The organism is Leptospira tipperaryensis (assembly GCF_001729245.1).
GTDB classification, from domain to species: domain Bacteria; phylum Spirochaetota; class Leptospiria; order Leptospirales; family Leptospiraceae; genus Leptospira; species Leptospira tipperaryensis.
In genome coordinates this window covers 1946641-1973497 of sequence record NZ_CP015217.1, presented here as the reverse complement: position 1 = coordinate 1973497, position 26857 = coordinate 1946641, and the positions used below count along the sequence as shown (strand labels likewise).

The window sequence follows — 26857 nt, the reverse complement described above, 5'->3', positions numbered from 1 at the left end:
ATGGAAAAAACCAGCCTCTATCATTTAGTCAGAGACGTCGCGTCGGTTTACGCGGACCGTCCCATGTATTGGATCCGAGAAGAATCCGGTGATTTTCGAGGAATCTCTTATAAGGATTGGTACGAGAATCTAAAAAATCTTTCCTCTTTTTTGATCGAGCTTGGTTTACAAAAAGGAAATACCGCAGGACTTATCTGCGACAATCGTTACGAATGGTCTCTCTGTTCTCTTTCTTTGGTGACGATCGGTTGTGTGGACGTTCCTAGAGGTTGTGATGCAACCCTCGATGATTTGAAATACATTCTCGGTCATAGCGAAGCGAAGATTCTATTTTTAGAAAATGAAAAGGTTCTAAAAAAACTCTTAGAAGATAAGGGAAGTTTTGCAAACGTAAAAACGATTCTTCTGATCGATCCCCCATCCAAGTGGAAGGATTTGGAAAGCGCGCGCAATCAACTCGGCGGCGTAAAATTTATCTTCTTAGAAGAAGCCCTCTTAGAAGGCGAAAAGATTCGAATCAAAAAGGGAGACAAACCCTATCAGCAAAGAGGAGAGATCCTCATCGGAAAAGATCTCGCCACCATCATCTACACTTCGGGTACGACCGGCGCTCCCAAAGGTGTGATGCTCAATCACAGAAGTTTTACCTGGGGAATTCACCAACTCCAAGAATTTGTTCCCGGTTCTTATCAAGACAGAACGATTGTCTTCCTTCCTCCTTGGCATATCGCCGAAAGGCTTTTGGAAACCACACTCATTGCTTGGGGTGCGTCCATGGCTTGTTCTTCGGTGCCTACGATTCCCGCGGACATGCAAAAGGTTAAACCTACGGTGCTCGTTTCGGTTCCCCGACTTTGGGAAGGTCTCTACAAAAGAATCCACGATACGGTTCGCAAAAGCCCTCCTTTCAGACAAAACCTCTTTCACTTTGCGGTGAGAATCGCCGCGATCACAACAAGTCTGCAAGACACGATCCGGGATTCGTATGCGACTTCCGAATCGGAAAATCCGAATCAAAAGGTCTTAGATCGTTTTGTTGCGAGCATTCTTCTTTTATCCATGTATCCTCTGAAAGTGATTTCTTATAAGATTCTTCAAAAGGTTCGAGATCTTTTCGGAGGACAAATGCGTTTCGCGCTTTGCGGAGCCGGGGCCATGCCTTCTCACATTCAATTTTTCTTTCGTAGTGCGGGGCTTCCGATCATCGAAACCTACGGGATGACCGAAACGACCGGGATCGGAGCCATCGGAGAATTTCCTCTTCCAAAAAACGGAGCGATCGGAGCTCCGTTACCCGGAACCGCGATCAAACTCGTCGGCGAAGACGGAAAGATCGTGACCGAACCCGGGGCCAAAGGAGTCGCTTGGCACAAGGGCCCGCACGTTACTTCCGGTTACTACAAAGAACCCGAAAAGTCCGCCAAAGCGTTGCAAGACGGTTGGTTGGATTCGGGGGATATCTTAACCTGGACTCATACGGGAGAATTAAAATTTGCGGGAAGAGCCAAAGATACGATCGTACTTTCGGGCGGCGAAAACTTGGAGCCCGCTCCGATCGAAGCCAAACTCGCCGAATCCGAATTTATCAACCAAGTCATAGTAGTGGGACAGGATCGTAAAAATCTCGGCGTCTTAATCGTTCCTTTTTATGATCGGGTCATTGAAGAATTCCATTCTCAAGGAAAGTCGATTCCGAAAGATCCGAGCGAATGGAACTCGAATAAGGAAGTAACTCTTTTCTTTAAAAATATCGTGAAAGACAAGGTTTCCACCCGAGCGGGCTTCAAGTCTTTTGAAAAGATCGCACACGTTCACATTCTGCCCAAAGAATTTGAAAAAGGTAAAGAGATGACAGAGACTATGAAACTCAAACGAAACGTCGTCTTTGAACTTTACGAAAACATAATTCACTCCCTCTATACAAACGATGAAGATTGATCCGACCTCGACTCTACTCTGTTCCGCGATTTCGGAAGAACTGGATCAATTTCAAGATTCAGGAAAATGGAATACATTTCTCTGCGGAATCGGAAACTTAGAAGCCGGATTGAATCTTCAAAGACTTCTGCTTCAAAAACAAAACAAAGGTCTGACTCTTCCTTCTCAAATTGTGTTTTTGGGATCTGCGGGCGTATATCCCTGGCTGCATGCGAATTTCTGGAAAGGCCGTTTGGGATATTCTTACGAGTTTCAGAATCAAGAACTTGCAAAGATTGAAAAACGGATTCGAATTCCGGAAATCGTTCCCGACTCATACGAGTTCGCAAGCCCTTTTCAATTATCGGCTGTGGAAGAGATCTTAACCTCCAGGACAAACGGTACGGGATCGATTTCGATCGAGACCGTCTCCGGAAGAAGTTTGGAATTCTTAAGAGAAAACGATCTCGGTTTTGAGAATATGGAATGCTGGGGACTCGCTCGCGTTTGCGAAGAATTTCAAATTCCGTTCTGCGCCTTCTTTGCGCTAACGAACTCGGTAGGTCCGAGCGGAAGCGAAGAATGGAGACACAACTACAGAAGGGAATCCACCCGGCTTCAGGACTTTCTTTTATCTTTTTTTCTTTGAAAACTTTTTTCCCGGAAAAAAGAGATCATGGATATCTTCGAGATGAATTTCAGCTTCCTCTTCCCCTCTTCGAATGATCTCTCTAAATCTTCCAAAATCAAAGAAAGAATATTCCTCGATATGAAGATTGATAAACAGATCCATCTTGTCTTTTCTGAGTCTCGTGATTTCTCGACCTTCGAGAGTGATCGCGCGTCCCATAATTTTTAGGATCGGCGGATACTTGAGGTCTTCCCATAGATTCTTAAAGAACGATTTTCCAGTGATCTTTCTATCTTCCAAAAGTCTAACGATCGCCTCGTCTCGCAGCGGAGAAACATTTGCGGAAAGGATGATATCGGCTCCCTTTTGTCGGATTAAATTTTCAGGAACGTTGTTGATTACGCCTCCGTCTACGAGGAGATGATCTCCGTGAAATACGGGAGGAAACATACCCGGCAAACTCATCGCAGCCGCCAAGGCTTCCCAGATCGGACCGCGGTCCATCACGTATTCTTCTCCGCTATGAAGATCCACAGCAGAAGTCACAAAGGGAATTTTTAAATCTTCAATGAGTGTGGAACCGAAAGCGTCCTTTAACATTCGATTCATTTTTTTTCCTTTAAAAAAGGAAACGAGAGGAATCGTCGGATCAAAAGGTTTATCCAAGCCGCCGAAAAATTTATAGATCATCTTTTGAATCGAATCCGTATTCTCTCCTCGAGCGTAGAGCGCGGCGATCACAGCGCCAAAAGATGCGCCGGAAACAAAGTCGATCTTAATATTCTCTCTTTCTAATACTCTTAAAAGTCCGACGTGCGCCAGAGCTCTCGCTCCACCGCCGCCTAACGCGATTCCTCTCGTTCTTGAAACGAGATAACGCCCGAAGGTTTCTTCTTTATGAAAAATCTTCTGGTGTTTGACGCTGTCTTCAGGATGCATCGAGTTGGAAGAATCGATATAACGAATCGTCCTTCCGGCGAAGTTGCGAATCCGAGAACGGAAATAAGTGAGGATTTCGGTTTTTTTCTTTTGGTTTCGTTCGGGGTTATCTTCCCAGAAAACGATCTGATCCGATTGAAGAAGCAGTTTGTCCAACTCCGGTTTTAGTCCGGCGTGTTGAAAATAAAGATGAATGACGGGGTATTGATTCCGAAGTACGGAAAGTTTTCGAATCGCTTCTTGAATGCTTACCTTCTCAAAAGATTCCATGGGGATCAAGGTCATCTTTCCTTCGTGAGAATATCCGCTGATCTTCACGATCGCGTCGAGTTTTTCCTTATAACCATGAACTTCTTCCAATGGAACGTGACAGATCATCCTTCTTGGAACCGAAGAGAGTTTGTCTTCCGGTTCAAGATGTTCCCGAAAACGGTTGCTCATCAATCGGATCAAGTTGCTCGAAAGAACCGGTTCCTTCTCCGCGAGTTTGAGAAAAAAATGTCCGTCTAACACATACAAAAGAGAATCCATCACCGCGATCGCAGAACCACCGTGCTGGGTTCTTGTCATCAGACTATTCTCCGCAAAAAATTCTCCTTCTCCCAGATACTTTACGGCCTTTCCGGATTCTCCGAAAGTGAGCATCACCTCTCCGTGTCGAACTATAAAAAGTTTATCCGAGATATCGCCTCGAAAGTAGATAACGTCGTGGTTATAAACGTTCCTCTCTTCTATATTTTGATAGATTCGAGTGAGGACAGCCGGGGATAATTTTTGGAATAGAGAAATGCCGGAAAGAAATTTCAAAATTTCTGGATGTATTTTTCGTGCCATAGGACGCAGGTGACTCTATTGGAATTGGACGAGAATGTAAAGGATTTCTCAATGCCCATTCCTTGAATCGGCTTTCTTTCCGTGCTTTTCTCTTGATTTTCTGGCTTACCGCACAAAGTTATACACAATGACCTTGAAAGCGAACTCAGTTGTATCCGTTTTTCGTCAATCCGTTGTAGACTGGCATAAAAAAGAAGCCACGTCAGCCAATCCGTTTCCCTCAGACAGTATAGAATCCATTCTTTATAGCAAAAATCAAATCGATACGATCCAGTGGCACGTAGAAGACGAGATCCGTAGACCGGATCTTCCGGATAAAGACCTGGTGGGTTTTAAAAGACAAATCGATAAGCTCAACCAAGAACGCACCGATCTCGTGGAAATTTTAGACGATAGAATTTCCTCCGAATTCAAGTCGGTTCCCAAAAAATCGGGAGCCAGAATGAACTCCGAAACCCCCGCTTGGCTCATCGACAGGATGAGTATTCTCGAACTCAAGATCTATCACATGGAAGAACAAACCCAGAGAAAGGATGTGGACGAAACCCATATTCAAACCTGCAAACGTAAACTGGAAGTATTACTCGAACAAAGGGTCGATCTTTCCACCTGCCTCGACGAACTTCTGGAAGATCTGAAGTCCGGAGATAAGTTTTACAAGGTCTACAGACAGATGAAGATGTATAACGATCAGAACCTGAACCCTTCTCTCTATTCCAAAAAATCATGAACTTATTAGTCATGCGTTTTTCCGCCATGGGCGACGTCGCCCTTATGGCTCCTGCGATCATAGCGATCGCGGCGAAATATACAAACATACAACTTACGATCGTTACTCGGGGAAACTACGCGCCATTCTTTTACAATATTCCGAACGTAAACGTAGTAGGCTTTAATCTCAAACGCTACCGAGGAATTCAAGGTTTATACCGTCTTTTCAAAGAAATCAACAAACTCGGTCCTTACGAAAAGGTAATCGATCTTCATTCTTCCGTTCGTTCTCGACTGATCAGTCTCCTCTTTTTAATTCGAGGGATCGGAGTTTTCAGAATCGTAAAAGGAAGAAAAGAGAAACTCAGACAAATTCGTCAGAAAAAAAAGATTCTCACTCCTCTGCCTCATACCGTGGAGAGATACTTAAAAGTTTTTGAAAAAGCGGGTTATCCTGCGACCGTAAGAAAAGGCCCTTGGATCAACGTGGATCCGGAGTCTAAAATTTTTGCGAAAGAATTTTTTGAATCGCAGAACGTAACAAAAAAAGAAGGACTTTGGATCGGCTTTGCGCCGTTTGCCGGACACGAACTCAAAGAGTGGCCTCGCGAAAAGAGTCAGGTTCTTCTCAAACTTCTTCTGGAAGAATTTCCCGGGGTCAGAATATTTCTTTTTGGATCCAGAGACGAATCCAAAATTTTGGAAGCCTGGAGTCGAGGAAGCGAAGAAGCGTTGAAGATCGTCTCCGGCGGTAAACTCGGGATTCGAGGCGAACTCGGAATCATGGAAAAGATGGACATCATGATCGGAATGGATTCTTCCAACGTTCATATCGCGGCTCTTTTAAAACGACCGGTAGTCGGAATCTACGGAACCACACATCCCTATTCCGGTTTTGCGCCTTTCGGACAGGAAGATTCTGGAGTATTACAAATCGATAATCTTCCCTGCAGACCTTGCAGCATCTACGGAAATACGACCTGTTTTCGAAAAGACTTTGCTTGTATGGAATGGATTCAACCCGAAGACGTGATCAAACGGATTCGAGTCGTTTACAATATCAATACTCTATTCTAAAAATCGCAAAAACTGATCCAAAGGATCGGGGAGAGAAAATAACATATTGATCAGTGTGTTTCTTTTCTTTTTGTTTTTCACGCTCGCGATCGTTTTATAAACCTCTTCCATCTTATCGACGCAGGCCATCATCTCATGACCTTTGGAAATCTTAATGGATTCTTCGGAGAAACGTTCATAGAGCGCGGCATCTTTCAGAATCGAAACCGCTTTTTCGGCGATTCCCTTTACGTCAAAAGGTTTTGCGATGTAGCCGTTCTTTCCGTCGTGAATGAGTTCCGGAATCGCAAAGGAATCCACACCGACCGCAGGAAGACCGCACGCAACGGATTCTAAGATTACAAGTCCTTGGGTTTCCATCGTGGAAGCCGTCAAAAACAAATCGTATTTCGGATATTCCTGGGGAAGTTCTTCACGTTTAATAAAGCCCGTAAACGTGATCGCATTCTCCAGTCCCAAATTCTGCGCCTGCACTTTCAGAGAAGGAAGAGCCGGTCCGTCTCCGATGATCGTAAGAGTAGAATCCGGAATCTCGTCATGAACCAACTTAAATGCGTTGAGAATCACGTCGCAATTCTTCTCGTAGGAGATTCTTCCCACGTGCAAAAGTTTCGGCGAGGTCGGAAGTTTTTTGATCGTTCCTTTAAAACTCGTGAGATCAAGTCCGTTGGAAATCACGGCGATCTTTGTCTTCAGTCCGAATTCTCTCAGTTGTTTTTCGATGAGATGAGAAGGAGAAATGATAAGGTCGCAGCGTTCATAGATATTGTTCGAAATTTTAAGAATGATCTTTTTACGGATATTGAACTTATCAAACTTTTCGATCTTACTTAAATCCTTGATCTTAAGCTTCTTTTCGGACTTACTCGCTTTTAAAAAAAGTTTATCCAACTTAAGAAGTCTGTAAAAAGAAAGATACATGTCTTGTTCCGACATGAGAGTATGATACGTTCCGATCGTAGGAATTCCGTATTTCTCCGTCGCGTTGATTCCGTAAAGACCGAGCAAACCCGGAGTATGAATGTGAACTAGATCCGGTTCGAATTCTTTGATGATTCTTTTGATCTTACTCGGAGACGGAAGAACTACTTTGATGTCGGGATAACTCGGAAGATATCCGCTGCGAAATCTTTCGATCTGAATGGAATCTCCGATATGATCAAAGTCGCCTTCTCCGTAACGCGGACAACAGATCATGAACGTATGTCCTCGTTTTGCCAGGAGCTCCGCAAAGTTTTTCATAGAAATAGCGACACCGTCTACTTTGGGCAAAAAGGTATCGGAAAAATAAAGAATTCTCATCAAAGATCTCCTAAAATCACGGACTTTACCGGAATCCTCTGTATCAATCGATTGAAACAAATTATCGAATTTACAATTCGCAGCTTACAGAAAACCTGGGTTCAATCGATTAGAGAAGATGCCCGAACGTCTTAGAAAAATCACTCTTTTTTTATTCTGCGCAAGCATTGTAACAATTGGCGTTTCCGTCTCTCTGAGCCAGGGATTTCTCGTCCTAGCTTTCTTATCCTCTTTGTTCTCCGAAAAGACAAAAGGCTTTTGGAAAGAACCCGTCATTGCAATCGCGCTTTCTTTCTTTCTTTGGTATCTGATCGACTTTTGCATTCACGCTACCAGCGAAGAAACTATCTCCCGTTATGCGAAGACCGCCTTTAACGCGGAACTCAAAGATATCTTTCTTTTCAGCGGCTTGGTCGTAGCCTGGAATTTAAAAAAAGAAGAATTTCCCGCCGTCTATCGCGCCTTGAACATTCTCTTTTGGGTTCTTCTGATCACGGGTTTTGTGTCGAGTTTTTCTTCCGTGCGTCTTTCTCGATTGATCAGCGATCTTTATAGAGAATCTTCGAACTGGAAATTCACTCATCCGATGGGACAAGTAGGAAAACTTCCGCTCTATCTCCCGATCGGACTTATGAATACGCACCTAACGTTCGGCGGACTTTTGCAATTTTTCTTCCCGCTTCCCTTGTTTCTTTTTTTACAATCTCTCTTCGATCGCAACTGGAAAAAAACCCTACTCAAGGGACTCGTTCTCATTCTTTTTCTATACGTCGTCTTTTTAAACAACGCACGCTCTTCCATGATCGGAGCCATCTTTTCTTCCGCGACTGCCTTTCTTGTTTTAGGGCCTATTCGTAAAGAATTACCGACCGCCAAAATTCTGATCGCGTCCGCCGCTTTTTTGTTTTTTTTACTCTTACTCGGAATCGGACTTTCTTTTACGGAAGCCGGACAAAAAATCACGGACCCCATTTTTGGAAAAGAAAAACATACCGATGCGGGAAGAACCTTTATCTGGGATTCCACCTTTCCTCTGATCCAGGAAAATCCTCTTACGGGAGTCGGACCCGGAAATTACAATCGAGAGATTGAAAAATCAAGAATTGCTCATTCCGAAAAATACAGAGAACTCTATTACTTTTACGAAACGACTCAAAGAGGTCACGCTCACAACGACTACTTTCATCTCTTTGCGGTCTTTGGTTTTCCCGCGATCTTTCTCTTCCTCGCGCTCGGAACAAGTTTGTATTACAAGCTTATCTCTACTTCGCTTCCTTACTCAAATTCTTTGTATTTTTTTGGGATCGCCGGTTTTTTTCTCTCCGGTCTTTTTCAGTGTTACTTTCAAGACGACGAGGTCGTGATCTTATTTTGGATCTTGAGCGGATTTTTTCTTCGTACATCCAAAGAAGAATCCGTTACCACCGCCGTTTAGTATTGATAGCAGTAGGACCCGAAATCCTTTCTTCTTTGAATCGCAGTCTTTTCTTCTGAAAATTTTTGAGTTGTCAACTCGCTCACTCGAAAGGAAAGCATTTCGTTTATCAATTCCGTATATTCAGTTCCCTTCTTTGTGCGTTCGTGAAAACAAAACCCAAGGATTTCCGAGTTGTATTCCAAAAAGATCATCCCTTCGGTCGACAAGGAAGAAACATTTAGAAATGCTCCGATTCGATTCCAAGGGATAGAAGTCGGTCCCGATCCTTTCTGATAATAGAGAACACGAAGCGGATTTCCAATCGTTGAAAGTGAATCAGGCAAAAGCAAGTTTCCGGAACTCGTTGAAAAAAGATCCGGCACAAAAAGAAATACCGGTTTCAAATCAAAGTGAGTCGGCTTTGCTTCCATTTGTTCCCCGTCTTTGACCAAAAATCCATTCTTGCTAAAGATTCTCGCAGAAGAGCGAAAGTTAGGCCTCTTTATGGGATGATTTGTTTTTTTCCCCGTAAAACCGCTACTAACAGAAGTGAAGTCGCTGACGAGCTTACAACTTTCTCCCGGCTGAAAATCGTATTCCAGAATGGACTTTAAAAACGCAGGACCGGATTCGAGATAAAAGGATTCCTCGTTTTCAAAACGTTCTCTACAAAACGTTTGTTCGATCCCGTTCGGAAGCGAATCTTCGGGAAAGCCAAAATGGACCGAACTAAGCTCGTCATTCTTTTTTGGAAAGACTGGTAAGTAAGGAATCGCACCCTCGAAAACACGATTCCATTCTTCCTTATATTCTTGCAAAAGATAAGAATCGTTAGTTCTGAATAAAATCTCTCGATTGTTATCCCTCGCGCTCACCGAAAAATTAAAGGACCCGCTCAGAAGAGTTTTTTCATCCAATATCATGGTTTTATGATGTAACAGTCCTCCCTTCCCGATTGAGTCGGAAGAGATCGTTTCGTCGTTTCCATCGCCTAAAATCTGAGAATCCGGTTGAATCAAAACGTTGGAAAGAAATTTCCCTTCTTCGTCTACGGGAGCGTCATAGATTCCTTTTACGCTCACGCCCCTCCGATCTGCGAGAGCCAATCGAGAACTCAGAACCGAATCAAAGTGATCGAAGATCAGAAAACGGATGGAATCCTGAGTCTGATCCACTTCTCTTAACAAAAGATTCTGGATCGGTCTTCCTTTTTCCGGCGCGATGTAAAATAGAAACGGCGGAATTTCGAGAGAAGTAATTCCCGGATCTTCTTCTAGAAAGGAATAGAAATTTAAAATTTCGTCGTCAGCGAGCGTAAATGAAACGTAACCGTTTAGATCGTTCTCTAAACCATACCAGGTAAAATTTCCGGAACCTAAAAACACATTCTTACGATCGACTATGAGTATTTTAGAATGTTGTAAACCGGATCTTTCCCATTTTCGAAAAAGTCCCAACCTTACTAAATCGTCCGGATATTCTTTCTCAGGATCCGCGACAATTTGGATCTTTACTCCTCTTTTCTGCGCACGAATCAACTCCTCTAGAATTTCCAAATCCTCAAAGGAATAAATCCAGAGATCGATCGAGTGTTGCGCCTCACCGATCAAACTTAAGATACGATTTCTTACGTTTCGTTTTTTACCAATCGGGACGTAACGCCCCGGAAAGGAAAAGAAAGCTTCCAAATCACGCGGTCGAGCAAAGTCCGTCCAAAATAAAAAATTCTCATCCTTATGGACGCATGCGGAGAAAAGAAAAAGAAACACAAAAAGGGAAAAACACTTTTTCATAAAATCACCCCGGATGAAATCTGAAAAAAGAACTCCTTTTGTGCCGTCTGGGGGTCGCTCTTCCATCCACCCAAGGTCAATTTCAAAAATGAAAGCGGAACCCTCTCGTCTTCCGTCGGAAAGAATAAATTTGTTTGAAACATCACTTCCCGAAAATATCCTTTTTGGAAAGAATCCCGAGAAAGAGTCAAAGCCCCGGAACATCCGGAATCTTCCCGAAGATAAAAATAAGAAGCGAGAAAAAATCGAAATCGAATCAAAGATTTATTATATTCAAAATTGATTCCGGACCAAGCGGCTTGTCTTTTTCCGCTCTGAAGAGAGAACTGTTTTTCAAGTCCTCTCTCCGTAACCCAGGCGGAAGGATAAAAATCCAGACTTTGATTGGTCGCAAAAACAGGAGAAGGATTGGATCCGATTCCCACAAAACCCAATTCTAAAATTTCACCGTTCTCTTTCCGTCGGTCTCGATCCGGAAGAAATCCAAATGTGTACAACTTCCAGTGAGAATTTTCAAAACCCAAAGAGAAAAGAATCGCTTCGCCCGTGATCGGAATGTTTCCCGAATTTCGAATTCGGTTCCACCCGGTTTTGTCCTGACCTCTCGCAAGAATTCCCGAAAGAAAACAATGAAACCAATTCCACTTCCAATGAAAATCGATCGTAGAATGCGTAAGATAGTCTCGGTCTCCCGAAGATTCGGTTCTGATTTGCAGGTCGTCTCCGTATCTTCCCCAGTTCTGAAAGTTTAAATACTGAAAGCGAAATCCTGTCTCAAAAAAAGAACTTTCGTATCGATAACTCACACCGCCTCTGTATCGATTTCTATATTCTTCGGGATTAAAATTGCCAACCGGTATTTCGTCTAACGAATACGAATTTATCCTCTTTGTATTTAAGATCGTATCCTTAAAGGCGTTTTTCTCAAAGAGTTGATAACCGGAGTAAAAATCAAAAAGGTCGACCCTAAGTTTTCCCCATTCCCTAAAATTCGCACGCAACACGATTCCATCCGTTCCGTCGGCCCAATCTCGAAAGGAAGATTGTTTTCCTTCTTCGGAAATTCTTCCGAGCGAAAGAGAAAGGATTTGATTCTTGAGTTCAAAAAATAAATCTCGCCCCGAGTAAAAGCGAAACTTGGATTCGGGTGAAACAAATCCATCCCCTTGGATTTTAAGACTCCAGTGTTCGGAAATAAAATTTTGATCCAGACTCGAATGAAACAAGGATTCGTTTATTCTCAATTCCTGATACGTCCGTTCTTTCGAACTTTCGGAAGAATCTTGTTTTTCCTGACCCGCTCCGAGTCCCCAACCATACCAAGAAATCTGCTTCCAACCAGAATTCTTGTCAACGGCGGAGAGGGGTAGATATATAATAAATATAGAATATACTAAAACCCTCCTCATGGTAGATCCTTCTTTCGAACTTCGTAATCGAAAATAGAATCTCCGAACCGATTCTCTCTTAAAAGAATGAGATCTCCTGAATCCGCGTCCACTGCAAAGGGAAAGGGAGAATACTGATTTCCATAACTGTGAACGTGAACGAGACTCTGCTGAATCTCTTGAAACAAATCCAAACCTTCGTTTTTTCCGATTCCGTTTCCGATCGTAGTCGTCGTTTCGATCGTATAAATCTTTCTGTAGTTTGCCGCCTGAAACGGAACGGATTCGTTTTTAAAGCTCGGCGAAAGGATATAACCGCATTCCTCGGGTTTTAGAAATCGATCCGAAAAAACCCAACCGTAAGGATCGGGATTGTAGGTTTCCCAACCGACAGGATGAGCCGTTCCAAATCGAAACGAATATTCCACGAGGCGATCCGATGCGGAGCTGTCGCGAATTTCAAGAGTCCGAACGTCGACCGGATCGGCTCCGTGATTACAGATCGTAAACCATTCGTTGGAAGAAACGACGGGATTCGGATAAACCGATGAAATCAAAATCCCGGAACTTCCCGGAAGGACGACAAGATCTTCTCCACCGTTCGGTATCAAATATCGAAGTGCGTTTTTTGGAATATTCCAAGATTCGAATATTTTTGTTTTCAGAAAGGACCAAAGACTTAGAAATTCACCGGTAATCGCACTTTCTGAAAAACTCGGCTGAAAGGTGAGAACTTGAATTCCACTTGAAATGATCCCCGCGGCTCTGGGAAGATTCCAACTCAAGTTCGGGTTTGAAAAAGAATCCGTTGTTTGTGTTTCTCTCCAAAAAAACGGAGAAGTTCTGTTCTCAAAACCAGGACTCGCTTCCGTTTGAGAACAACTCGGCTTTCTCTCCGTCGGATCCGAAAATGAGCTGTTTCTCCAGAGAAAAGTCCCGGCCAAGGTCTTTATCTTGGAAGCTGACCTTCGCAACTTCTGCGAGGTCGCGTTGATCCCCGGCCCTTGCGCGTTCCAAGTCAACTCGTCTTCGACAAAATTTTTGTCCAAGGAAAGAATCCGGATTCTTCCCGAAGAACCAACGCTCAGTTCCGGTAGGATCCAAGTTACGACATTCGGAAAACAAACGAGCTTTGAAGCCGAAAAGACATTCTTCCCGGAAGGAAGGGAAACTAAGAGGCTATAGCTCTTCGTTCCGGAAACGATCTCTACAATCTTAGAAGTCGGTTTGGAAGAATCGAGCTCTAAAAAACGATCGGCGCTCACAGCGATTCCGGCGTCGTAAGAACCCATCCAAGAAAGTTCGGAAAGTTCAGCGTTTTCGTTTGGATACGATTCTTCCGATTCCGATTTTAAACCCGGATTCATGAAATGGAGGTCTTGAATCGGTGGCGAAAGAGATTCGGATTTTACAATCGGATGTGGAATCCAATTTCCATTTCGATATAAGAGCGAGAGCAGAGATCCGTTTGTTTTTCTAAGAATCGGAGTCTCCGCTCTTTCCTGAGAAAGGACGATCTCTTTTTTTAAAAGCCGATCCTTCAAAAGAATTCGATCTCCAAAAACCGAATCCGAAAGATCGTTCCAGGAAAGAAGAATCCGTTTTTGTATCCAGTCTCGTTTTCCCAACGTCAAAATCGAATTTGGCTGAATTGTTTCGGGATCAAGCCAAATCGGATATTCTTTCTCCCCGATTTCGAGAGACAAAACGTTAGGGTTGCAATTTATGTTTCCTGAATATTCTAAATCTATAAATTTTTGCTTTTCATCGATCTTATCGTTCAGACTGAGGCCGGTAAGATTGGCCTCTTCCACTTGAAAATTTGAAATTCCGCAAAAGGAAAATTCTTCCCGATCCTTCGCGCTTCCGGCCATTCCCGGACTCATACAAAGTCGATCGGAACTTTCGAATAAACCTTCTTTGGCGCAAACGGAATAGTAGTTTCCTACGCTCGAGTAAAATCGATCTCCTTCTTGAAAGTTTCTTTCCCGATTGGAGACCGTTTTTTGATCGGAAATAGATTTAAGAATCCATTCTCCTTTCTTTTTTAACTCCGCCCAAGGAAAATCCGACATCACAATTCCGGGAAGAATACTTCCACTTTCGACACGAAGAATCGTTTCTCCCGGAATCAAAAAACCGATTCCTTTTTGAATCGGAAAGGACTTAGAATTGACGGTAAGACTCAGATCTTGAAAACAAATCGGTTCCCGAGAAGGATTTTGAAATTCCAGAAATCTTCCCGCGGGAGAATTGTTTCCACCGAATACTTCGCTTAGTTCAGGGATCCTCGTTTTACAAAGTGCGAAAGCCTCCGAGTTTTTTCTTCGTATTTCCAGAAAGAATTCGGAAAGAATCGATGCGTCTCCCGGAATTTCAAGAACCAAACTGTTCAACGCACGCATTCGATTTTTAGAATGAAATAAAATCTTCATTCTTCCGGCACCCGCCAAAATGCTAAAACCTACCTCGGCATTTGGAGAATGCGGACGAAGGAGCGATTGTTCCGAAAAAATTGAAACTAGATTTGCTTCGGGAAATTGAATCTTTTTTAAGGAAGACTCGAGATCCGGATCGCCCGAAAGAATCAGCCAATCCTCGTTACAATCGGAAAGAAGATCCCGATTGAGTTCCACTTTGAGCCTTCCGTTTCCTAGTTCTGAAAAATTGAATTCTTCCGATTCGGTTCGGCCTTCCGGATTTTCATTCCAGAATTTTAGAATATTCTGAATTTCTAAATCTACTTGTCCTTGGGGATCGGGAAAACAGATCGAAAGCCCGTATACAAAATCGGATCCGGCCGACAAACAAGCGATTCCGGACGCGGAGCGGATTCTAACACCGGGCGAAAGCCATTCTTTGAGGATCGGTTTTGGAATTTCCTGACCGTTCCAAAACACGGGTTCGTAGAAGAGTTTGAATTCTCCGGGATTTGCGATCGGCAATAAAAAAGCCGAACTTCCTTTTCCCGGACAAGAAGTAAAGACGCACAAGGAAAGTAACGTAGTGAAGACGGATTTGAGTTTCATGATTCCCTCCGTCTGAAAACGGTTCCGATTGCGTTCGGTTCGGAGGGAATTTTAGAGTTTTTTTATTCTTTTTTTTGCAATTGTTTCAAAATTTTTTCGGCGAGATTTTCTCCGATACCGGGAACTCCGAGCAATTCTTCTTTGGTAGCTTCTTCGATTTTCTTTTCGCCCGAAAAGTGTTGTAGGAGAAGTTTGCTTCTTTTCAGTCCGATATCCGGAACATCCTGGATCAGCGCGCGCATCGTCTCTTTGTTTCTACGAGTTCGATGATGTGTCACTCCGAATCGATGCGCTTCGTCCCGAAGGTGTCGGAGCAATTTCATTCCAGGAGAATTCATATCAAAGATAAAGGGTTCGTTGTCTCCGGGAAAGAAAATCTCTTCTCTTTTTTTTGCAAGACCGACCATCGGAATTCCTTCCACCCCCGCTTCGACGGCGGCTTCGCAGGCCTTGGTCAACTGAGTCGGTCCTCCGTCGATCACGATCAAATCCGGAAAAACTCCTTCTTCGTTCGCGATTCTTTGCAAACGTCTCGAAATCACCTCGTGGATCATACCGGGATCGTTGATTCCTTCGTAGCCGCGCATATTATACTTTCTATATCCTTGTTTGAAAGGTTTTCCTTCCACAAACATGACGCCGCTCGCTACGGGTTGCGAACCTTGAAAGTGACTGATATCATAACATTCTATGATATGAGGAGGTCGTTCGAGAGAAAACATCTCTTGGATTTCTTTTAAGGACGCGGTCTGATCCTTGTAATGAGTCGCGAGTAATCTTTCCGTGAGACTCAGCTCCGCGTTTTTCTCCGCGATTTTCAAAAGGGAACGTTTGTCCCCCGTGCGAGGAGATTTGAGCTTGGGTCTAAAACCGGTCTTCTCTTGAAGGACATCGATAACGGTCGACACTTCTTCCTGGATATCCGTAGGAATAAAAATCACAGGTGGAACCAAGGCGGCGTTCAAATAGTAATCTCGAAAAAAAGCGCCTATGATCTCGGAATCCTCCGCGTCCAAAACTCCTTTGATCGGAAATGATTTTTTGGTTTCGAGTCTTCCGCCCCGCACTTCGAGAAGAATCACCTGACCCTCGTCTTCTTTCCTTGCAAATCCGATCACGTCCTCGTCTCCGCCGTCGGTGCTTACGACGGTTTGTTTTTCCCGGAAGTTTTGAATCCTCTGCAACATGTCCCGATAACGAGCCGCTTTTTCAAACTCGAGACGCTCCGAGGAAGAATTCATCTTCGTACTCAGATCTCCGACGAGAGAATCTTTTTTTCCCTCTAAGAATTGAATCACCTGATCGACTACGATCTTGTATTCCTCCACGGGAATCGTTCCCTGACAAGGCCCGAGACAACGGCCCATATCAAAGTTCAAACAAGGTCTTCTCGGTTTGGGAAGCGGAAGGACCTGTCTCGTTTTACGGATCGGAAAAATTCTAAGAATGATGTCTAACGTTTCTCTTGTGGAGCGAACGTCCGAATATGGACCAAAATACCGATCTCCGTTGTCCCTAAGTTTTCGGGTCACATAGACCATCGGAAACGGTTCGGAAAGCGAAACGCAGATATAAGGATATTTTTTATCGTCTTTGAGACGAACGTTAAAACGAGGGTTGTGTTTTTTGATCAGAGTCGCTTCGAGAATCAGCGCTTCTTTTTCGGTTCTGGTCGCAATCCAATCCAGATCGAAAATTTCTCTCTGAAGGACTCGGGTTTTGACGTCGGGATGGAATTCTTTGAGATAACTGCGGACTCTTTTGTCTAAATTTTTAGCCTTTCCAACATACAAAACCTCGCCCTTTCTAGATTTCCAAAGATAACAACCCGGAGAAGCTCCTAAGTTTTTGATCTTTTCCAAAATCAGGGTGTGGTTTAGAATTTCAGCCATGTCGCGTATTCATTAGACTTTTAGAATTTAGTCTTTGGTCTCTTCGGGAACTTCTTCTTCAAAGTTTGGAACCTCTGCCGGAAGAATGGAAGAAGAATTTTGTCCTTTTCTGGAATACTTTTCCTTCTTTCTCTTTGCGTCTTTTTGTTTGTTTCGTATCGCCTTTTTTTGGACGTCGGAAATCGTAGAACTCGCCTTTTGTCTTTGTTCTAAAATTTTCTCGCAAAGAATGGCTCGTGCCTTATATCGGTTGAGCCCTTGGGTTCTGTAGAGAGAACACTTGATTTCGATTCCGCTCGACTTGTGTTTGAGATGAACCGCGGTAGAAACCTTGTTGACGTTTTGTCCGCCCTTGCCCCCGCTTCTCGTAAAACTTTCTTCCAGATCGGATTCTTTGATCTGAAGAGATTCCATAAGTTCGGAGAGTTTGTGTTCTTTTTCTACGGAGACGGGAAATCGAGGAGCCATAAAAACAATTACTTCAAATCCTGAAGTTCAAAATGATCTCGGAAATAAGGAAACGGTCTTCCGTTTTCATCTAAGCAGACGTAGGTGATCTTGCAGTCGATGATCTCTTTCAAATCTTTCCGACTCTGGCTCTTACCGATCGAAGTGTTTCGGATCGTGATCGAACTGTTTCCTACCTTATCGATCTTGGAAAAGATCTGAATGATATCTCCCAAAAGTCCGGGACTTTTAAAAACGACGTCGGCCATACTTACGGTGACGATATTCGAATAACGAATTTTTTCCATGACAAACATCGCGCAGCCTTCGTCGATCCAGGCGAGCATCTGACCTCCGAAAAGAAATCCGTGTTGGTTGAGATCCCGGGACATCACGATATGTTGAGTCGCGAGTTCCATTCCTTCCAATTTTCGATCGATAAATACTTCCATATTCTTCTAAGCTCCATTGACAAACGAGGACGAGGGACATTCTTTTTTTAAAATACATTCTTCGCAAAATCTGCGATGGGCCTTACAACTCTTTCTTCCTAAGAAGATCAAATATAAGGAAATATCTCTCCAATATTTTTTGGGAAGAAGATTCATGAGATCCTTTTCCACTTGAACGGGGTCGCTCTTTGTCGTAAGTCCGAGAATCTTTGCGATTCGATTGACGTGGGTATCGACTACGATCCCTTCTACGAGTCCGTGCACTTCCGATAAAACCACGTTCGCGGTTTTTCTTCCAAAGCCCGGAAGCGTAATCAGCTCTGCGATCGTGTTCGGAATCTTTCCCTGGAAGTCGTTTAACAATTTACGGGCAAAACCCTGAATCGACTTGGCCTTATTGTGATAAAAGCCCGTGGAGAAGATCAGCTTTTCGATTTCAAGAATGTCCGCGTTTGCAAAGGATTCTAAGGTTGGAAAGAATTTAAAAAGAGCGGGTGTGACTTGATTGACGCGTTCGTCCGTGCACTGAGCGCTGAGAATAACAGCGATCGCGAGCTCATAGTCATTTTTATAGTGAAGGGGGGTTTCGACTTCCCCGAATTCTTTTCTCAAAAGAGAAAAGACTCGGGAAAACCATTTTAGAAACGAGGAGTCAGGCTGTTTTTGGAGCTGACTTCTGGATTCCTGCGTATTTTTTCGGAGCAAGAACGCCCAAGGATCCGCCGTTATCTTTGATGGCGGCCTTAATTCCTTTTTTTCTCAGAGTACGAAGAGCTCTGGTAGAAAGACGAACTGTAACCCAACGGTTTTCATCTTCCAAAAAGATTCTTTTTTTGATAAGATTCACCTTCCAGGTTCTTCTTGTCTTAATGTGGGAATGGGAAACATTGTTTCCGGAGGCAGTGCCCTTCCCGGTTACTTCACATCTTCTGGCCATAGTAAGGACATAATCGATTGGCGCCTTTCTCTGTCAACCTTTCCGCCGATTTTCTGGCGTTTAAGGCGGATTTTGAATGACTTTTTTCTTTTTGACTGGAGAATCTCAAAGCTTCCAAAAAGACTAACAAAGAACCCTTTCACTCATGTTCCGCCTCGCTCTCATAAAATTTCAACTCTGGATCGATCGAATCTGGAACGTAAACATACTTCCGTTCTTTCAGAGCAAGAGCGTCCTCGCCGAACACCGGCTTCAGCCCATTCTGAACCAAGAATTCAAAAGAGAACAGATCGTTGATCAAAAAGAATTGGGAAATCTTTTGTATCAAACTCAGCTCTTGCGGGAGAATGGAATTCCATCTCAATTCGAAACCGAAGTGGAAATCAAAAGTTCCTCTTTCGCCGGCGGAAAACAAAAGATTGAAATTACCGAAAAATTAAAAGCGAGCGCTTCCAATCGAGCCAAGTTTCTTTCGTGGAAACTTTTGCGAAACGGACTTCATTTTCTCCATCGAAAGCCTTGGAAAAAAAATATTTCAGAGAAAGAATCCGATTCTACGTTAGACGCAACCAGCCCGGACCTGCTGAGCGCAGCTTCCCCGAATCCGTATCGATTGTATCTGCATTCCTTGATCCTCTGGGAGGAATTTTTTCCCTGGGAAGAATGGAAGGAAAAACTTCCGGTGTCTTGGATTCCTTTCGGAACCAGAAAGAAGATCAAAATCCGTTTTGTCGCAGCCAGGGCCGCTTCCTTTTCCAAGCAAGAATTCTATGAAGAATCGTATTCTCCCGAACTTGCCTTCTGCGATCTCTACGCACAAGGTTATTTGAGAGAAACCCCGGATAAAAATGTGGATCTCGAAAATCCGGAATCTTATTATTTAGGAACCCTCATTCCTACCAAACTAGAACGAAAGAATCTCCCTCTTTGGCTAAAGGAGCGAAACCTTCTTCCCGATCCGTTTCAGTGGAAGAGTTCTTCCAAAGAGCAAGTTTTTAAACTTTTTCAGAAAGAAATTCGTTTTCGGATTCAGTTGGAAGAATTGGAACCCTTGGCCTCGGATTTTATACAAGCGGGCGGAAAACAATATTCTCTTCAAGGTCAACACCTTCACGGGAGATTCTTCCAAAGAGCCATTTTTGCGTATCACCCGATGCAGCTCGCAAACCGAGTTCTTCGTCATTTGTAATTTTAGAATATTATAAGTATATTATATATTTCCGAGGAAAAGCAAATTGTATAAAAAGTCTGTTATCTCTTTGCAGGAGCTCTTACAACCGTAACTTTTTCCAACGATCGATTCCCGCTCGAAAGCGTTCCGGATTTTCCCCGAAGCCGATACGAATCCATCCCTCCGTTTCAAAGTCCCTGCCCGGAAGCACAAAGACGTCGCACTGATCGATCAAAGCGTCCGCGTATTGTGAAGACAAAAGTCCTTCTTTCAAAGGTAAAAAGGAAACCACGCCGCCACTCGGGGGAATAAAACCGTCCAGCCCCGGAAGATTCTTCCAATTACTTTCAAAGTATTGAATATTCTCAATCAAGAATTCTTTGATCGGTTCAGAAAGACGCATTCTATTTTTTAGAATCTGAATCGTCAGAAATTCAGAAATCGGAGAGACAGTATGTGTGAGATAATCCTTAAACGAACGGGCCTTTTCTATGAGTTCCTGAGGTCCGATCATCCAGCCGATACGAAGTCCCATCACTCCGAAACATTTTGTGATGGATCCCGTGGAAACCGTTCGTTTGTTTAAGCCCGCCCCGCTCCAGCTCAAGGAGTTTTTGAAATCTAAGAATCGATAGTGTTCGTCAAAGAGGATCCAACCGGGAAAGTTCAAAGCGGCCTCTTGAATCGTTTTGATCCCGTTTGGATCCAAAGAAAGACCGCTCGGATTTTGAGGATGATTGAAGATGATAAGATCCGCATTTTTCGAAAACAATTCTAAGATAGAATCGGAGGATAAAAATGAATTTGGATTTTTTCGTAATGAATTTAAAAGAGAAACGGCCTTGAGTTCTGCTCCGATCATTCTTGGGATTTCATACAACGCTTGGAAGGCAGGTTCAAAATACGAAACCGAAGAATCTTTTTTACAAAGAAGATGAAAGAGAATGTAGAGCGCTTCTCCGGTTCCGGTCGTGATCAAAACTTGATCGGCTTCGATTCCAGGATAGAGTTTAGCGACTTCTTCTCGAAGTTCGAGATCGCCTCGATTCGGCGCGTCTTCCAAGGAGATCGATTCGAGTACTTCAAAACCGATTCCCAAACGCCGAAGCAATTCTCCAAAACTGAGATTTCGAATCCCACTTTCGCCTAAATTACATCCCGCCGTCTTTCGAAACTTTTCGAGCCTTTCTTCGATCCAGAATTCTCTCGGTTCCATCAAGAGACAAGGGTAAGAATGGCCCCTCCCAAGAGAAATAGAATTGCAAAGAATCCAAAAGAAATCTGAATCCAAAAATGAACTTTCAAACTGCGAAGACCGATTCTTAGATAATCCAAATCCTCACCTTTGGTTTCTGTAATCCTTTTGAAAGAAATCCCGGCGCTGTAACTCCAGATTCCGATCAGAAGAAATAAAATTCCGGGGATCAGATACAACATGAGCTTGCCCGTATCGTTTGAAACAAATGCCGAAAAGAAAGAGACTCCGGAAAGACTAAAAAAAGAGAGAGATGCGAGCTTGAGCGCCTTGCTCAAACTTAAGAATTCTCTGTTTTCATCTTGGTTGAATTCGTAAGATTCCATACTTTTACAATCGGCTAAAATTAGGGTTGAACCTCAGGGAAACCCGATTTTTATGAATTTAATCCTCTAAAAAAAAGTCACTCGGAATCTTTTTAAAACTATGAATCATCCTGAATCCTTGATCCTTTCCTGGACTAAAGATCCATTCTCCGCCGTCGCTCGAAAAGAAGCTTCGTCAGCTCTTGAAAAATTTAGAAAGGGAGAATCCGGACTTGAAGTAGAAGCTTTTTCCGTTCCTCTTGAATTCGGCACCGGTGGAATGCGCGGTCGTCTCGGAAACGGAATCGGAAGGATGAACGAATACACGGTAGGACGCTCGGCGCTCGGCTTCGTTTCTTATCTCGCCAAAAAAAACAAAAAGGCTTCCATCGTCATCGCCTACGATTCCAGAAGAAGATCTCAGGAATTTGCCGAAGTCACCGCGGGAATCGCGGCTTCTTTGGGCGTGAAGGTAGTTCTCTTTAAAGAAGTGACTCCGACACCGCTTCTTTCCTATGCGATTCGTTATTACAAGGCGAGCGGCGGAGTTGTCATCACCGCGTCTCACAATCCTCCGGATTACAACGGATTCAAGGCCTATCTCGCGGACGGCGGACAACTCGTTCCTCCCGACGACAAGAAGATCATTTCCGCGATCGAATCGATCAGCGATTGGAAGGAGATTTCGATTCTTTCTCCCAAAGACGCGACCTACAAAAAGTTTGTTACACCCGCGGGCAAGGATTGTTTTGCTTCTTACAAAAAGGAACTCGCAAAGGCCGGAATTCTTTCCTCCATTTTAAAACCCAAAGATCGTTCTTCTTTGAAGGTCGTCTATTCTCCGTTACACGGAACCGGCGGAAAATCGATGAAGGAACTTCTAAACGGTTTTGGTTATAAAAACGTATTCCTTGTCCCCGAACAAAAAGATCCGGACGGAGAATTTCCTACCGTAAAGTTTCCCAACCCCGAAGAACCGGAAGCGATGGAACTCTCTCGAAAATTTGCGATTTCCAAAGACGCTCACGCTTTTATCGCAACCGATCCGGACGCGGATCGTCTTGGAATCGGAGTTCAAAACGGAAAAGGAAATTATACCCTCCTCAACGGAAATCAGATCGGCTCGATCATGGCGGCTTATCTCTGTGAACGTTATGCGGCATCTAAGAAGAAGAAAAAGAAAGCGGTTCTTGTAAAAACCATCGTGACCACCGACTTACAAGAGATCATCGCGAAAAAAAACAAGGTGAAATACAAAAACGTTCTCACCGGTTTTAAATTCATCGCGCAGGTGATGGCAAAACTCGATAAAAGCAAAACTGACTTCTTTCTTTTCGGCGGAGAAGAATCCTTCGGTTATCTTCCGGTTTCTTTTGTGAGAGACAAGGATTCTCTTTCTTCGGCGCTTCTTCTTCTCGAAATTCTTACCGAAAAAAAAGATCTTCTGTCTTATATGGACGAGATCTACCTTCGTTACGGACTCTTCCAGGAAAGCCTCAAATCCTTGACTCTGGAAGGAAACGCGGGAAAGGAAAAGATCCGGAAATCATTAGAATCTCTGAGAACGAGCGATCTTTTGGGAAAACAGATTCACCAAAGAAAAATCGTTGGTATTCTGGATTACAAAACACAAACTGCAAAAGGAAGCGCATCCAAAACCGCGTTTTCCGGTTGTCCCTCTTCGGACGTAATCCAAGTGATTCTCGAAGGCAACGCGAAACTCACCATTCGACCTTCCGGCACGGAACCTAAGATTAAGATTTATTCTTCCTTTCAGAGTCTCGTGGCTCCAAAATCCAAGGAAGAGATTCAAACGTTAACGGCGGGTCTTCTTTCCGAGATCAAGGCCTCCGAAGAAATATTTTTAAAATTGGCAGGGCTACTATGAACGATACAGAAATCCAAAAGGAACTTTTTCAACACACCAAGGAATTGGCCGAACTCTATCTAATCAATACCTATGCTAGATACGACGTCGCGTTTCGTTACGGGGTCAACGAACTCCTTTTCGACTACGACAACAAACAATACATCGATTTTCACTCGGGAGTTGCGGTTACAAATTTAGGACACGCGGATCCGGATATCATCGAGGTGGTTCGCAACCAAGCCGATAAACTCTTTCACACATCCAATCTCTTCTATTCAGAGGAAGCGGCTAAACTCGCAGAACTTCTGATTCTCAATTCCTTTCCGGGAAAAGTCTTTCTGACAAACTCCGGAACCGAAGCGATCGAAGGCGCGTTCAAACTCGCTCGGAAATACGCGTATTCCAAAAACATAGAAGACCCGATCATTCTTTCTTTGGAAAAAAGTTTTCACGGAAGATCCGTTTCCGGGATGAGTTTAACCGGTCAGGATAAGATCAGAAAAGGTTACGGAGAACTTCTCAAAGGAATCGAATTCATAGAACCGAACAACGACGAGATGCTCGTATCCGCCTTCGAAAGATATCAAGGAAGAATCGTAGCTCTTCTCGTGGAACCGATTCTCGGTGAAAGCGGAATCATCCCTTTGACAAAAAACTTTCTCACTCTTTCCAGAGAATTGACCGCGGAAAACGACGCGTTACTCATCTTTGACGAAATACAAACGGGAATGGGAAGAACGGGCACGTTATTTGCGTTTGAAACTTTGGGTTTTAGTCCGGATGCGATGACCCTTGCAAAAGGACTGGGCTCTGGTTTTCCGATCGGCGCGTTGATTGTAGGAGAAAGATACCAGGATCTTTTTACACTGGGTTCCCACGGTTCGACCTTCGGAGGAAATCACCTCGCCGCTGCGATCGCCTACGAAACGATTCGAATCATCCAAACAAGAGAAATTTTAAACAACGTAAACGTCTGTTCCGACGTCGCATTTTCCAGACTGATTGAAATGAAAGGAAAGTATCCGGTGATTCAAGACGTAAGAGGAAAGGGACTTCATATCGGAGTCGAATTGTCGATTCCTTCCAGACCAGTTGCGGAAGCGATGTTGGAAGCGGGACTCGTCGTCAACGCGACTGCGGAGAACGTGATCCGGATCATGCCTCCTCTCACGATTTCCACGGACTTTTTAAATCAAGGTCTGGATATTTTCGAATCCATAATCAAACAAAATTAACAAGGATCCAAAAAAGAATGAAGAACGTAGCTGTACTTTCCGGAGACGGAATCGGTCCGGAAGTAATGGAGGTAGCTCTCTCCGTTTTGAAAAAAGCTCTCGGCGCCAAGGCCTCCGAGTTTAACTTTAAAGAGGGATATGTGGGTGGAATCGCGATCGACAAGACCGGGCATCCGCTTCCGCCGGAAACTCTCAAACTCTGTGAAGAATCGCAAGCGATTCTTTTTGGAAGTGTGGGCGGCCCCAAATGGGAAACCCTTCCGCCGGAAAAACAACCGGAACGAGGAGCCCTTCTTCCCCTTCGTAAACACTTTGATCTTTTTGCAAATCTCAGACCCGCGATCATCTATCCCGAATTGAAGAATGCTTCGCCCGTTCGCGCCGATATCATCGGTGACGGACTGGACATTCTCATCCTAAGAGAATTGACCGGAGGAATCTATTTCGGACAACCAAAAGGTAGAGAAGGATCCGGTCAGGAAGAATTCGCCTACGATACGATGAAATATTCCAGAAGAGAGATCGAAAGGATTACCAGAGTAGCATTCCAAGCGGCACGCAAAAGAAATAATAAAGTGACAAGCATCGACAAGGCAAACGTCTTGACTACTTCCGTTTTTTGGAAAGAAGTTGTCATCGATCTGCATAAGAAAGAATTTTCGGACGTCCAATTGAATCATCTCTACGTGGACAACGCGGCGATGCAGTTGATCGTAAACCCGAAACAATTCGACGTGGTGTTGTGTGAGAACATGTTCGGAGATATTCTCTCGGACGAGGCATCCATCATCACGGGTTCGATCGGAATGTTACCATCGGCTTCCCTATCGGAATCCGGATTCGGGTTGTATGAACCTTCCGGAGGATCGGCTCCCGATATCGCCGGTAAAGGTGTCGCCAATCCGATCGCGCAGGTCTTGAGTGCGGCTTTGATGTTACGTTATTCTTTCTCCATGGAAGAAGAAGCGGGCAAGATCGAAGCGGCGGTGCGCAAAACCATCGCGACCGGAAAAAGAACGAGAGACATCGCAGAGTCCGGATCTACGGTCGTTGGAACAAAAGAAATCGGTCAGGTAATCGAATCCTTTCTCTAAAAAGAGGTTAAAGTATGAAAGCAGGTGTAGCTCCCAACGGAAGACCTTATCAGGTATTGATTGCCGAAAATTCGAGATTTCAGGCCAAGCAGTTGGCTCAGATTTTAGAATCGGAAGGATATCAGGTAATCGGATTCGCAGAAAACGGAAAGGAACTCGTAAAACTTTTCGACGAACATAGATTAGTCGATTTGATTACATTGGATCTCAATCTTCCAGTTATGGACGGATTTGCTACTTTTTTTGAGATCAAAGAAAAAGGAGTTCTTCCAAGAATCGTTCTCGTTTCCGAAGAAAACACACCTGCGGTTCTCAAGTATCTCATAGACGAAGGCGCGATGGACTACATTCCAAAACCGGTAAAACGAGAAAAGGTTTTGGAAAAGATCAACGCGGCGATCAAAAAAATTCCTAAGGTCTAATCTTCCTTCCAAATCAGATTCAGATTTCTTCCTACGTCTTTCTGACGATGACTGAAGAAATCTGAATTTTTCTCCATCGTACAAATTCCGGAAGGATCAAGATTCACTCGAATCCGATTTTTTTCCAATCGAAATCTAAGAAAGGATTCCAAATCCAAAAGACTTTTTCCTTCGAGCGAAAACTTCAAACAATCGGAATATTCGGAACGAAACAAGGACGCGACGTCTTCCCCCACTTCGTAGCGGATTCCGGTGGCACACGGTCCGAGAAAACCAAACAAAGATCCGTCAACGATTTCCTTTTTAGAAAAACATTTTAAGATCGTTTCCTCTGCAATTCCGGCTAACGTTCCTTTCCAACCCGAATGGACCGCCGCGAACTTCTCGCTGCTGGAAGACCAAAAAAAGATCGGCATACAATCCGCCGTCTTAATACAGAGAATTTTTTGAGATTCTTCTCCGATCAAAGCGTCCGCTGCAGGAAAGGCAAATTCTGGAATTTCGGAAGCTTCGAGAATCGTATCTCCGTGCACCTGATTCAAAAGGAAAATAGAAGATTCTTTTCGTCCGGTTTGTTTTGAAATTTCGTTTCTCTGAGAATTCGGTTCCAGAGAAAGATTCGGAAGTTCTTTTTTCCCGAGGATCAAAATCCGAATTTTCTTTCCGTTTGCGATCGGGAAGGAATGAGACAAGGCCATCGAAACCGAAAGTAAATCCGCCTTAGAAACTGACGAGTGTT

The 26857-nt window shown here is 43.8% G+C and carries 23 protein-coding genes; 10 read left to right on the top strand and 13 right to left on the bottom strand.

The window, feature by feature from the left end; all coding sequences use genetic code 11:
- Both A0128_RS09360 and A0128_RS09355 read left to right on the top strand, forming a co-directional pair.
- A complete protein-coding gene (locus A0128_RS09360; protein WP_069607263.1) occupies positions 1-1938 on the top strand; it encodes a long-chain fatty acid--CoA ligase in 1938 nt (645 codons plus the stop codon).
- Positions 1928-2566: a nucleoside phosphorylase-I family protein gene (locus A0128_RS09355; protein WP_069607262.1), complete on the top strand. Its 639-nt coding sequence runs from the start codon at positions 1928-1930 to the stop codon at positions 2564-2566. Before A0128_RS09360 ends, A0128_RS09355 begins: the two co-directional genes overlap by 11 nt.
- Here the strand turns inward: A0128_RS09355 and A0128_RS09350 are convergent.
- A complete protein-coding gene (locus tag A0128_RS09350; protein ID WP_069607261.1) occupies positions 2549-4321 on the bottom strand; it encodes a patatin-like phospholipase family protein in 1773 nt (590 codons plus the stop codon). The genes A0128_RS09355 and A0128_RS09350 overlap by 18 nt on opposite strands.
- 127 nt (positions 4322-4448) lie before the next feature.
- Between A0128_RS09350 and A0128_RS09345 the strand changes: the two genes are divergently transcribed.
- Together A0128_RS09345 and A0128_RS09340 are read left to right on the top strand one after the other, a co-directional pair.
- Positions 4449-5051, top strand: coding sequence for a DUF4254 domain-containing protein (locus A0128_RS09345; RefSeq protein WP_069607260.1), 603 nt, complete (start codon positions 4449-4451; stop codon positions 5049-5051).
- Positions 5048-6109, top strand: a complete 1062-nt coding sequence (locus A0128_RS09340; protein WP_156781810.1) for a glycosyltransferase family 9 protein — start codon at positions 5048-5050, stop codon at positions 6107-6109. Before A0128_RS09345 ends, A0128_RS09340 begins: the two co-directional genes overlap by 4 nt.
- On the opposite strand, the gene A0128_RS09335 is transcribed toward A0128_RS09340, so the two are convergent.
- A complete protein-coding gene (locus A0128_RS09335; protein ID WP_069607259.1) occupies positions 6101-7411 on the bottom strand; it encodes a glycosyltransferase in 1311 nt (436 codons plus the stop codon). The two genes, A0128_RS09340 and A0128_RS09335, sit on opposite strands and share 9 nt — an antisense overlap.
- Before the next feature lie 118 nt (positions 7412-7529).
- Between A0128_RS09335 and A0128_RS09330 the strand changes: the two genes are divergently transcribed.
- Positions 7530-8846, top strand: coding sequence for an O-antigen ligase family protein (locus tag A0128_RS09330; RefSeq protein ID WP_069607258.1), 1317 nt, complete (start codon positions 7530-7532; stop codon positions 8844-8846).
- Here A0128_RS09330 and A0128_RS09325 read toward each other — a convergent pair.
- The 8 genes from A0128_RS09325 to rpmB form a co-directional block, all read right to left on the bottom strand.
- A complete protein-coding gene (locus tag A0128_RS09325; protein ID WP_069607257.1) occupies positions 8843-10621 on the bottom strand; it encodes a phospholipase D-like domain-containing protein in 1779 nt (592 codons plus the stop codon). The genes A0128_RS09330 and A0128_RS09325 overlap by 4 nt on opposite strands.
- Complete coding sequence (locus A0128_RS09320; protein WP_069607256.1) at positions 10618-12030, bottom strand: LA_2168 family protein; 1413 nt, start codon at positions 12028-12030, stop codon at positions 10618-10620. The genes A0128_RS09325 and A0128_RS09320 overlap by 4 nt, the downstream gene beginning before the upstream one ends.
- Positions 12027-15038 (bottom strand): LIC11755 family lipoprotein, encoded by a 3012-nt coding sequence (locus A0128_RS09315; RefSeq protein WP_069607255.1) that lies wholly within the window; start codon positions 15036-15038, stop codon positions 12027-12029. The genes A0128_RS09320 and A0128_RS09315 overlap by 4 nt, the downstream gene beginning before the upstream one ends.
- Before the next feature lie 62 nt (positions 15039-15100).
- The gene (uvrC, locus tag A0128_RS09310; protein ID WP_069607254.1) at positions 15101-16930 is read right to left on the bottom strand and encodes an excinuclease ABC subunit UvrC; all 1830 of its coding nucleotides are present in this window, start codon (positions 16928-16930) and stop codon (positions 15101-15103) included.
- Between the two features lie 27 nt (positions 16931-16957).
- On the bottom strand, positions 16958-17398 hold the full coding sequence (locus A0128_RS09305) for a peptide chain release factor family protein (RefSeq protein WP_069607253.1): 441 nt from the start codon (positions 17396-17398) through the stop codon (positions 16958-16960).
- 8 nt (positions 17399-17406) lie between these two features.
- Positions 17407-17829, bottom strand: a complete 423-nt coding sequence (locus tag A0128_RS09300; RefSeq protein ID WP_069607252.1) for an acyl-CoA thioesterase — start codon at positions 17827-17829, stop codon at positions 17407-17409.
- Between the two features lie 6 nt (positions 17830-17835).
- Complete coding sequence (gene nth / locus A0128_RS09295; RefSeq protein WP_069607251.1) at positions 17836-18534, bottom strand: endonuclease III; 699 nt, start codon at positions 18532-18534, stop codon at positions 17836-17838.
- Complete coding sequence (rpmB, locus tag A0128_RS09290) at positions 18482-18766, bottom strand: 50S ribosomal protein L28 (protein ID WP_069607250.1); 285 nt, start codon at positions 18764-18766, stop codon at positions 18482-18484. Before rpmB ends, nth begins: the two co-directional genes overlap by 53 nt.
- 145 nt (positions 18767-18911) lie before the next feature.
- Here rpmB and A0128_RS09285 point away from each other — a divergent pair, with 145 nt between their 5' ends.
- Positions 18912-19955, top strand: coding sequence for a hypothetical protein (locus A0128_RS09285; protein ID WP_069607249.1), 1044 nt, complete (start codon positions 18912-18914; stop codon positions 19953-19955).
- An 82-nt stretch (positions 19956-20037) separates the two neighbouring features.
- Here A0128_RS09285 and A0128_RS09280 read toward each other — a convergent pair whose 3' ends face one another.
- Together A0128_RS09280 and A0128_RS09275 are read right to left on the bottom strand one after the other, a co-directional pair.
- Positions 20038-21153: a pyridoxal phosphate-dependent aminotransferase gene (locus A0128_RS09280; RefSeq protein WP_069607248.1), complete on the bottom strand. Its 1116-nt coding sequence runs from the start codon at positions 21151-21153 to the stop codon at positions 20038-20040.
- On the bottom strand, positions 21153-21518 hold the full coding sequence (locus A0128_RS09275) for a hypothetical protein (protein ID WP_069607247.1): 366 nt from the start codon (positions 21516-21518) through the stop codon (positions 21153-21155). The genes A0128_RS09280 and A0128_RS09275 overlap by 1 nt, the downstream gene beginning before the upstream one ends.
- A gap of 100 nt (positions 21519-21618) precedes the next feature.
- Between A0128_RS09275 and A0128_RS09270 the strand changes: the two genes are divergently transcribed.
- The 4 genes from A0128_RS09270 to A0128_RS09255 are packed head-to-tail and all read left to right on the top strand — an operon-like array spanning position 21619 to position 26118.
- Complete coding sequence (locus A0128_RS09270; protein ID WP_069607246.1) at positions 21619-23385, top strand: phospho-sugar mutase; 1767 nt, start codon at positions 21619-21621, stop codon at positions 23383-23385.
- Entirely contained in the window at positions 23382-24602 is a 1221-nt protein-coding gene (locus A0128_RS09265; protein ID WP_069607245.1) for an aspartate aminotransferase family protein, read from the top strand. The genes A0128_RS09270 and A0128_RS09265 overlap by 4 nt, the downstream gene beginning before the upstream one ends.
- Positions 24603-24619: 17 nt before the next feature.
- Entirely contained in the window at positions 24620-25696 is a 1077-nt protein-coding gene (gene leuB / locus A0128_RS09260) for a 3-isopropylmalate dehydrogenase (RefSeq protein WP_069607244.1), read from the top strand.
- Positions 25697-25710: 14 nt separating this feature from the next.
- Positions 25711-26118: a response regulator gene (locus A0128_RS09255; protein WP_069607243.1), complete on the top strand. Its 408-nt coding sequence runs from the start codon at positions 25711-25713 to the stop codon at positions 26116-26118.
- On the opposite strand, the gene A0128_RS09250 is transcribed toward A0128_RS09255, so the two are convergent.
- Positions 26115-26816 carry a purine nucleoside phosphorylase YfiH/LACC1 family protein gene (locus A0128_RS09250; RefSeq protein WP_069607242.1) on the bottom strand — a complete coding sequence of 234 codons (702 nt, stop codon included), beginning with the start codon at positions 26814-26816 and terminating at the stop codon, positions 26115-26117. The genes A0128_RS09255 and A0128_RS09250 overlap by 4 nt on opposite strands.
- Positions 26817-26857: the final 41 nt, after the last annotated feature.

Excerpts from the sequence above, each read along its gene's own strand:
- A0128_RS09265 (WP_069607245.1), top strand. The coding sequence starts at position 23,382 with ATGAACGATACAGAAATCCAAAAGGAACTTTTTCAACACACCAAGGAA.
- A0128_RS09280 (WP_069607248.1), bottom strand. The coding sequence starts at position 21,153 with ATGGAACCGAGAGAATTCTGGATCGAAGAAAGGCTCGAAAAGTTTCGA.
- A0128_RS09305 (WP_069607253.1), bottom strand. The coding sequence starts at position 17,398 with ATGGCTCCTCGATTTCCCGTCTCCGTAGAAAAAGAACACAAACTCTCC.
- A0128_RS09270 (WP_069607246.1), top strand. The coding sequence starts at position 21,619 with ATGAATCATCCTGAATCCTTGATCCTTTCCTGGACTAAAGATCCATTC.
- A0128_RS09340 (WP_156781810.1), top strand. The coding sequence starts at position 5,048 with ATGAACTTATTAGTCATGCGTTTTTCCGCCATGGGCGACGTCGCCCTT.
- A0128_RS09350 (WP_069607261.1), bottom strand. The coding sequence starts at position 4,321 with ATGGCACGAAAAATACATCCAGAAATTTTGAAATTTCTTTCCGGCATT.
- A0128_RS09300 (WP_069607252.1), bottom strand. The coding sequence starts at position 17,829 with ATGGAAGTATTTATCGATCGAAAATTGGAAGGAATGGAACTCGCGACT.
- rpmB (WP_069607250.1), bottom strand. The coding sequence starts at position 18,766 with ATGGCCAGAAGATGTGAAGTAACCGGGAAGGGCACTGCCTCCGGAAAC.
- A0128_RS09335 (WP_069607259.1), bottom strand. The coding sequence starts at position 7,411 with ATGAGAATTCTTTATTTTTCCGATACCTTTTTGCCCAAAGTAGACGGT.
- A0128_RS09255 (WP_069607243.1), top strand. The coding sequence starts at position 25,711 with ATGAAAGCAGGTGTAGCTCCCAACGGAAGACCTTATCAGGTATTGATT.
- A0128_RS09330 (WP_069607258.1), top strand. The coding sequence starts at position 7,530 with ATGCCCGAACGTCTTAGAAAAATCACTCTTTTTTTATTCTGCGCAAGC.
- A0128_RS09325 (WP_069607257.1), bottom strand. The coding sequence starts at position 10,621 with ATGAAAAAGTGTTTTTCCCTTTTTGTGTTTCTTTTTCTTTTCTCCGCA.
- A0128_RS09275 (WP_069607247.1), bottom strand. The coding sequence starts at position 21,518 with ATGGAATCTTACGAATTCAACCAAGATGAAAACAGAGAATTCTTAAGT.
- A0128_RS09250 (WP_069607242.1), bottom strand. The coding sequence starts at position 26,816 with ATGGCCTTGTCTCATTCCTTCCCGATCGCAAACGGAAAGAAAATTCGG.
- uvrC (WP_069607254.1), bottom strand. The coding sequence starts at position 16,930 with ATGGCTGAAATTCTAAACCACACCCTGATTTTGGAAAAGATCAAAAAC.
- A0128_RS09285 (WP_069607249.1), top strand. The coding sequence starts at position 18,912 with ATGTTCCGCCTCGCTCTCATAAAATTTCAACTCTGGATCGATCGAATC.
- A0128_RS09345 (WP_069607260.1), top strand. The coding sequence starts at position 4,449 with ATGACCTTGAAAGCGAACTCAGTTGTATCCGTTTTTCGTCAATCCGTT.
- A0128_RS09360 (WP_069607263.1), top strand. The coding sequence starts at position 1 with ATGGAAAAAACCAGCCTCTATCATTTAGTCAGAGACGTCGCGTCGGTT.
- A0128_RS09355 (WP_069607262.1), top strand. The coding sequence starts at position 1,928 with ATGAAGATTGATCCGACCTCGACTCTACTCTGTTCCGCGATTTCGGAA.
- A0128_RS09315 (WP_069607255.1), bottom strand. The coding sequence starts at position 15,038 with ATGAAACTCAAATCCGTCTTCACTACGTTACTTTCCTTGTGCGTCTTT.
- leuB (WP_069607244.1), top strand. The coding sequence starts at position 24,620 with ATGAAGAACGTAGCTGTACTTTCCGGAGACGGAATCGGTCCGGAAGTA.
- A0128_RS09320 (WP_069607256.1), bottom strand. The coding sequence starts at position 12,030 with ATGAGGAGGGTTTTAGTATATTCTATATTTATTATATATCTACCCCTC.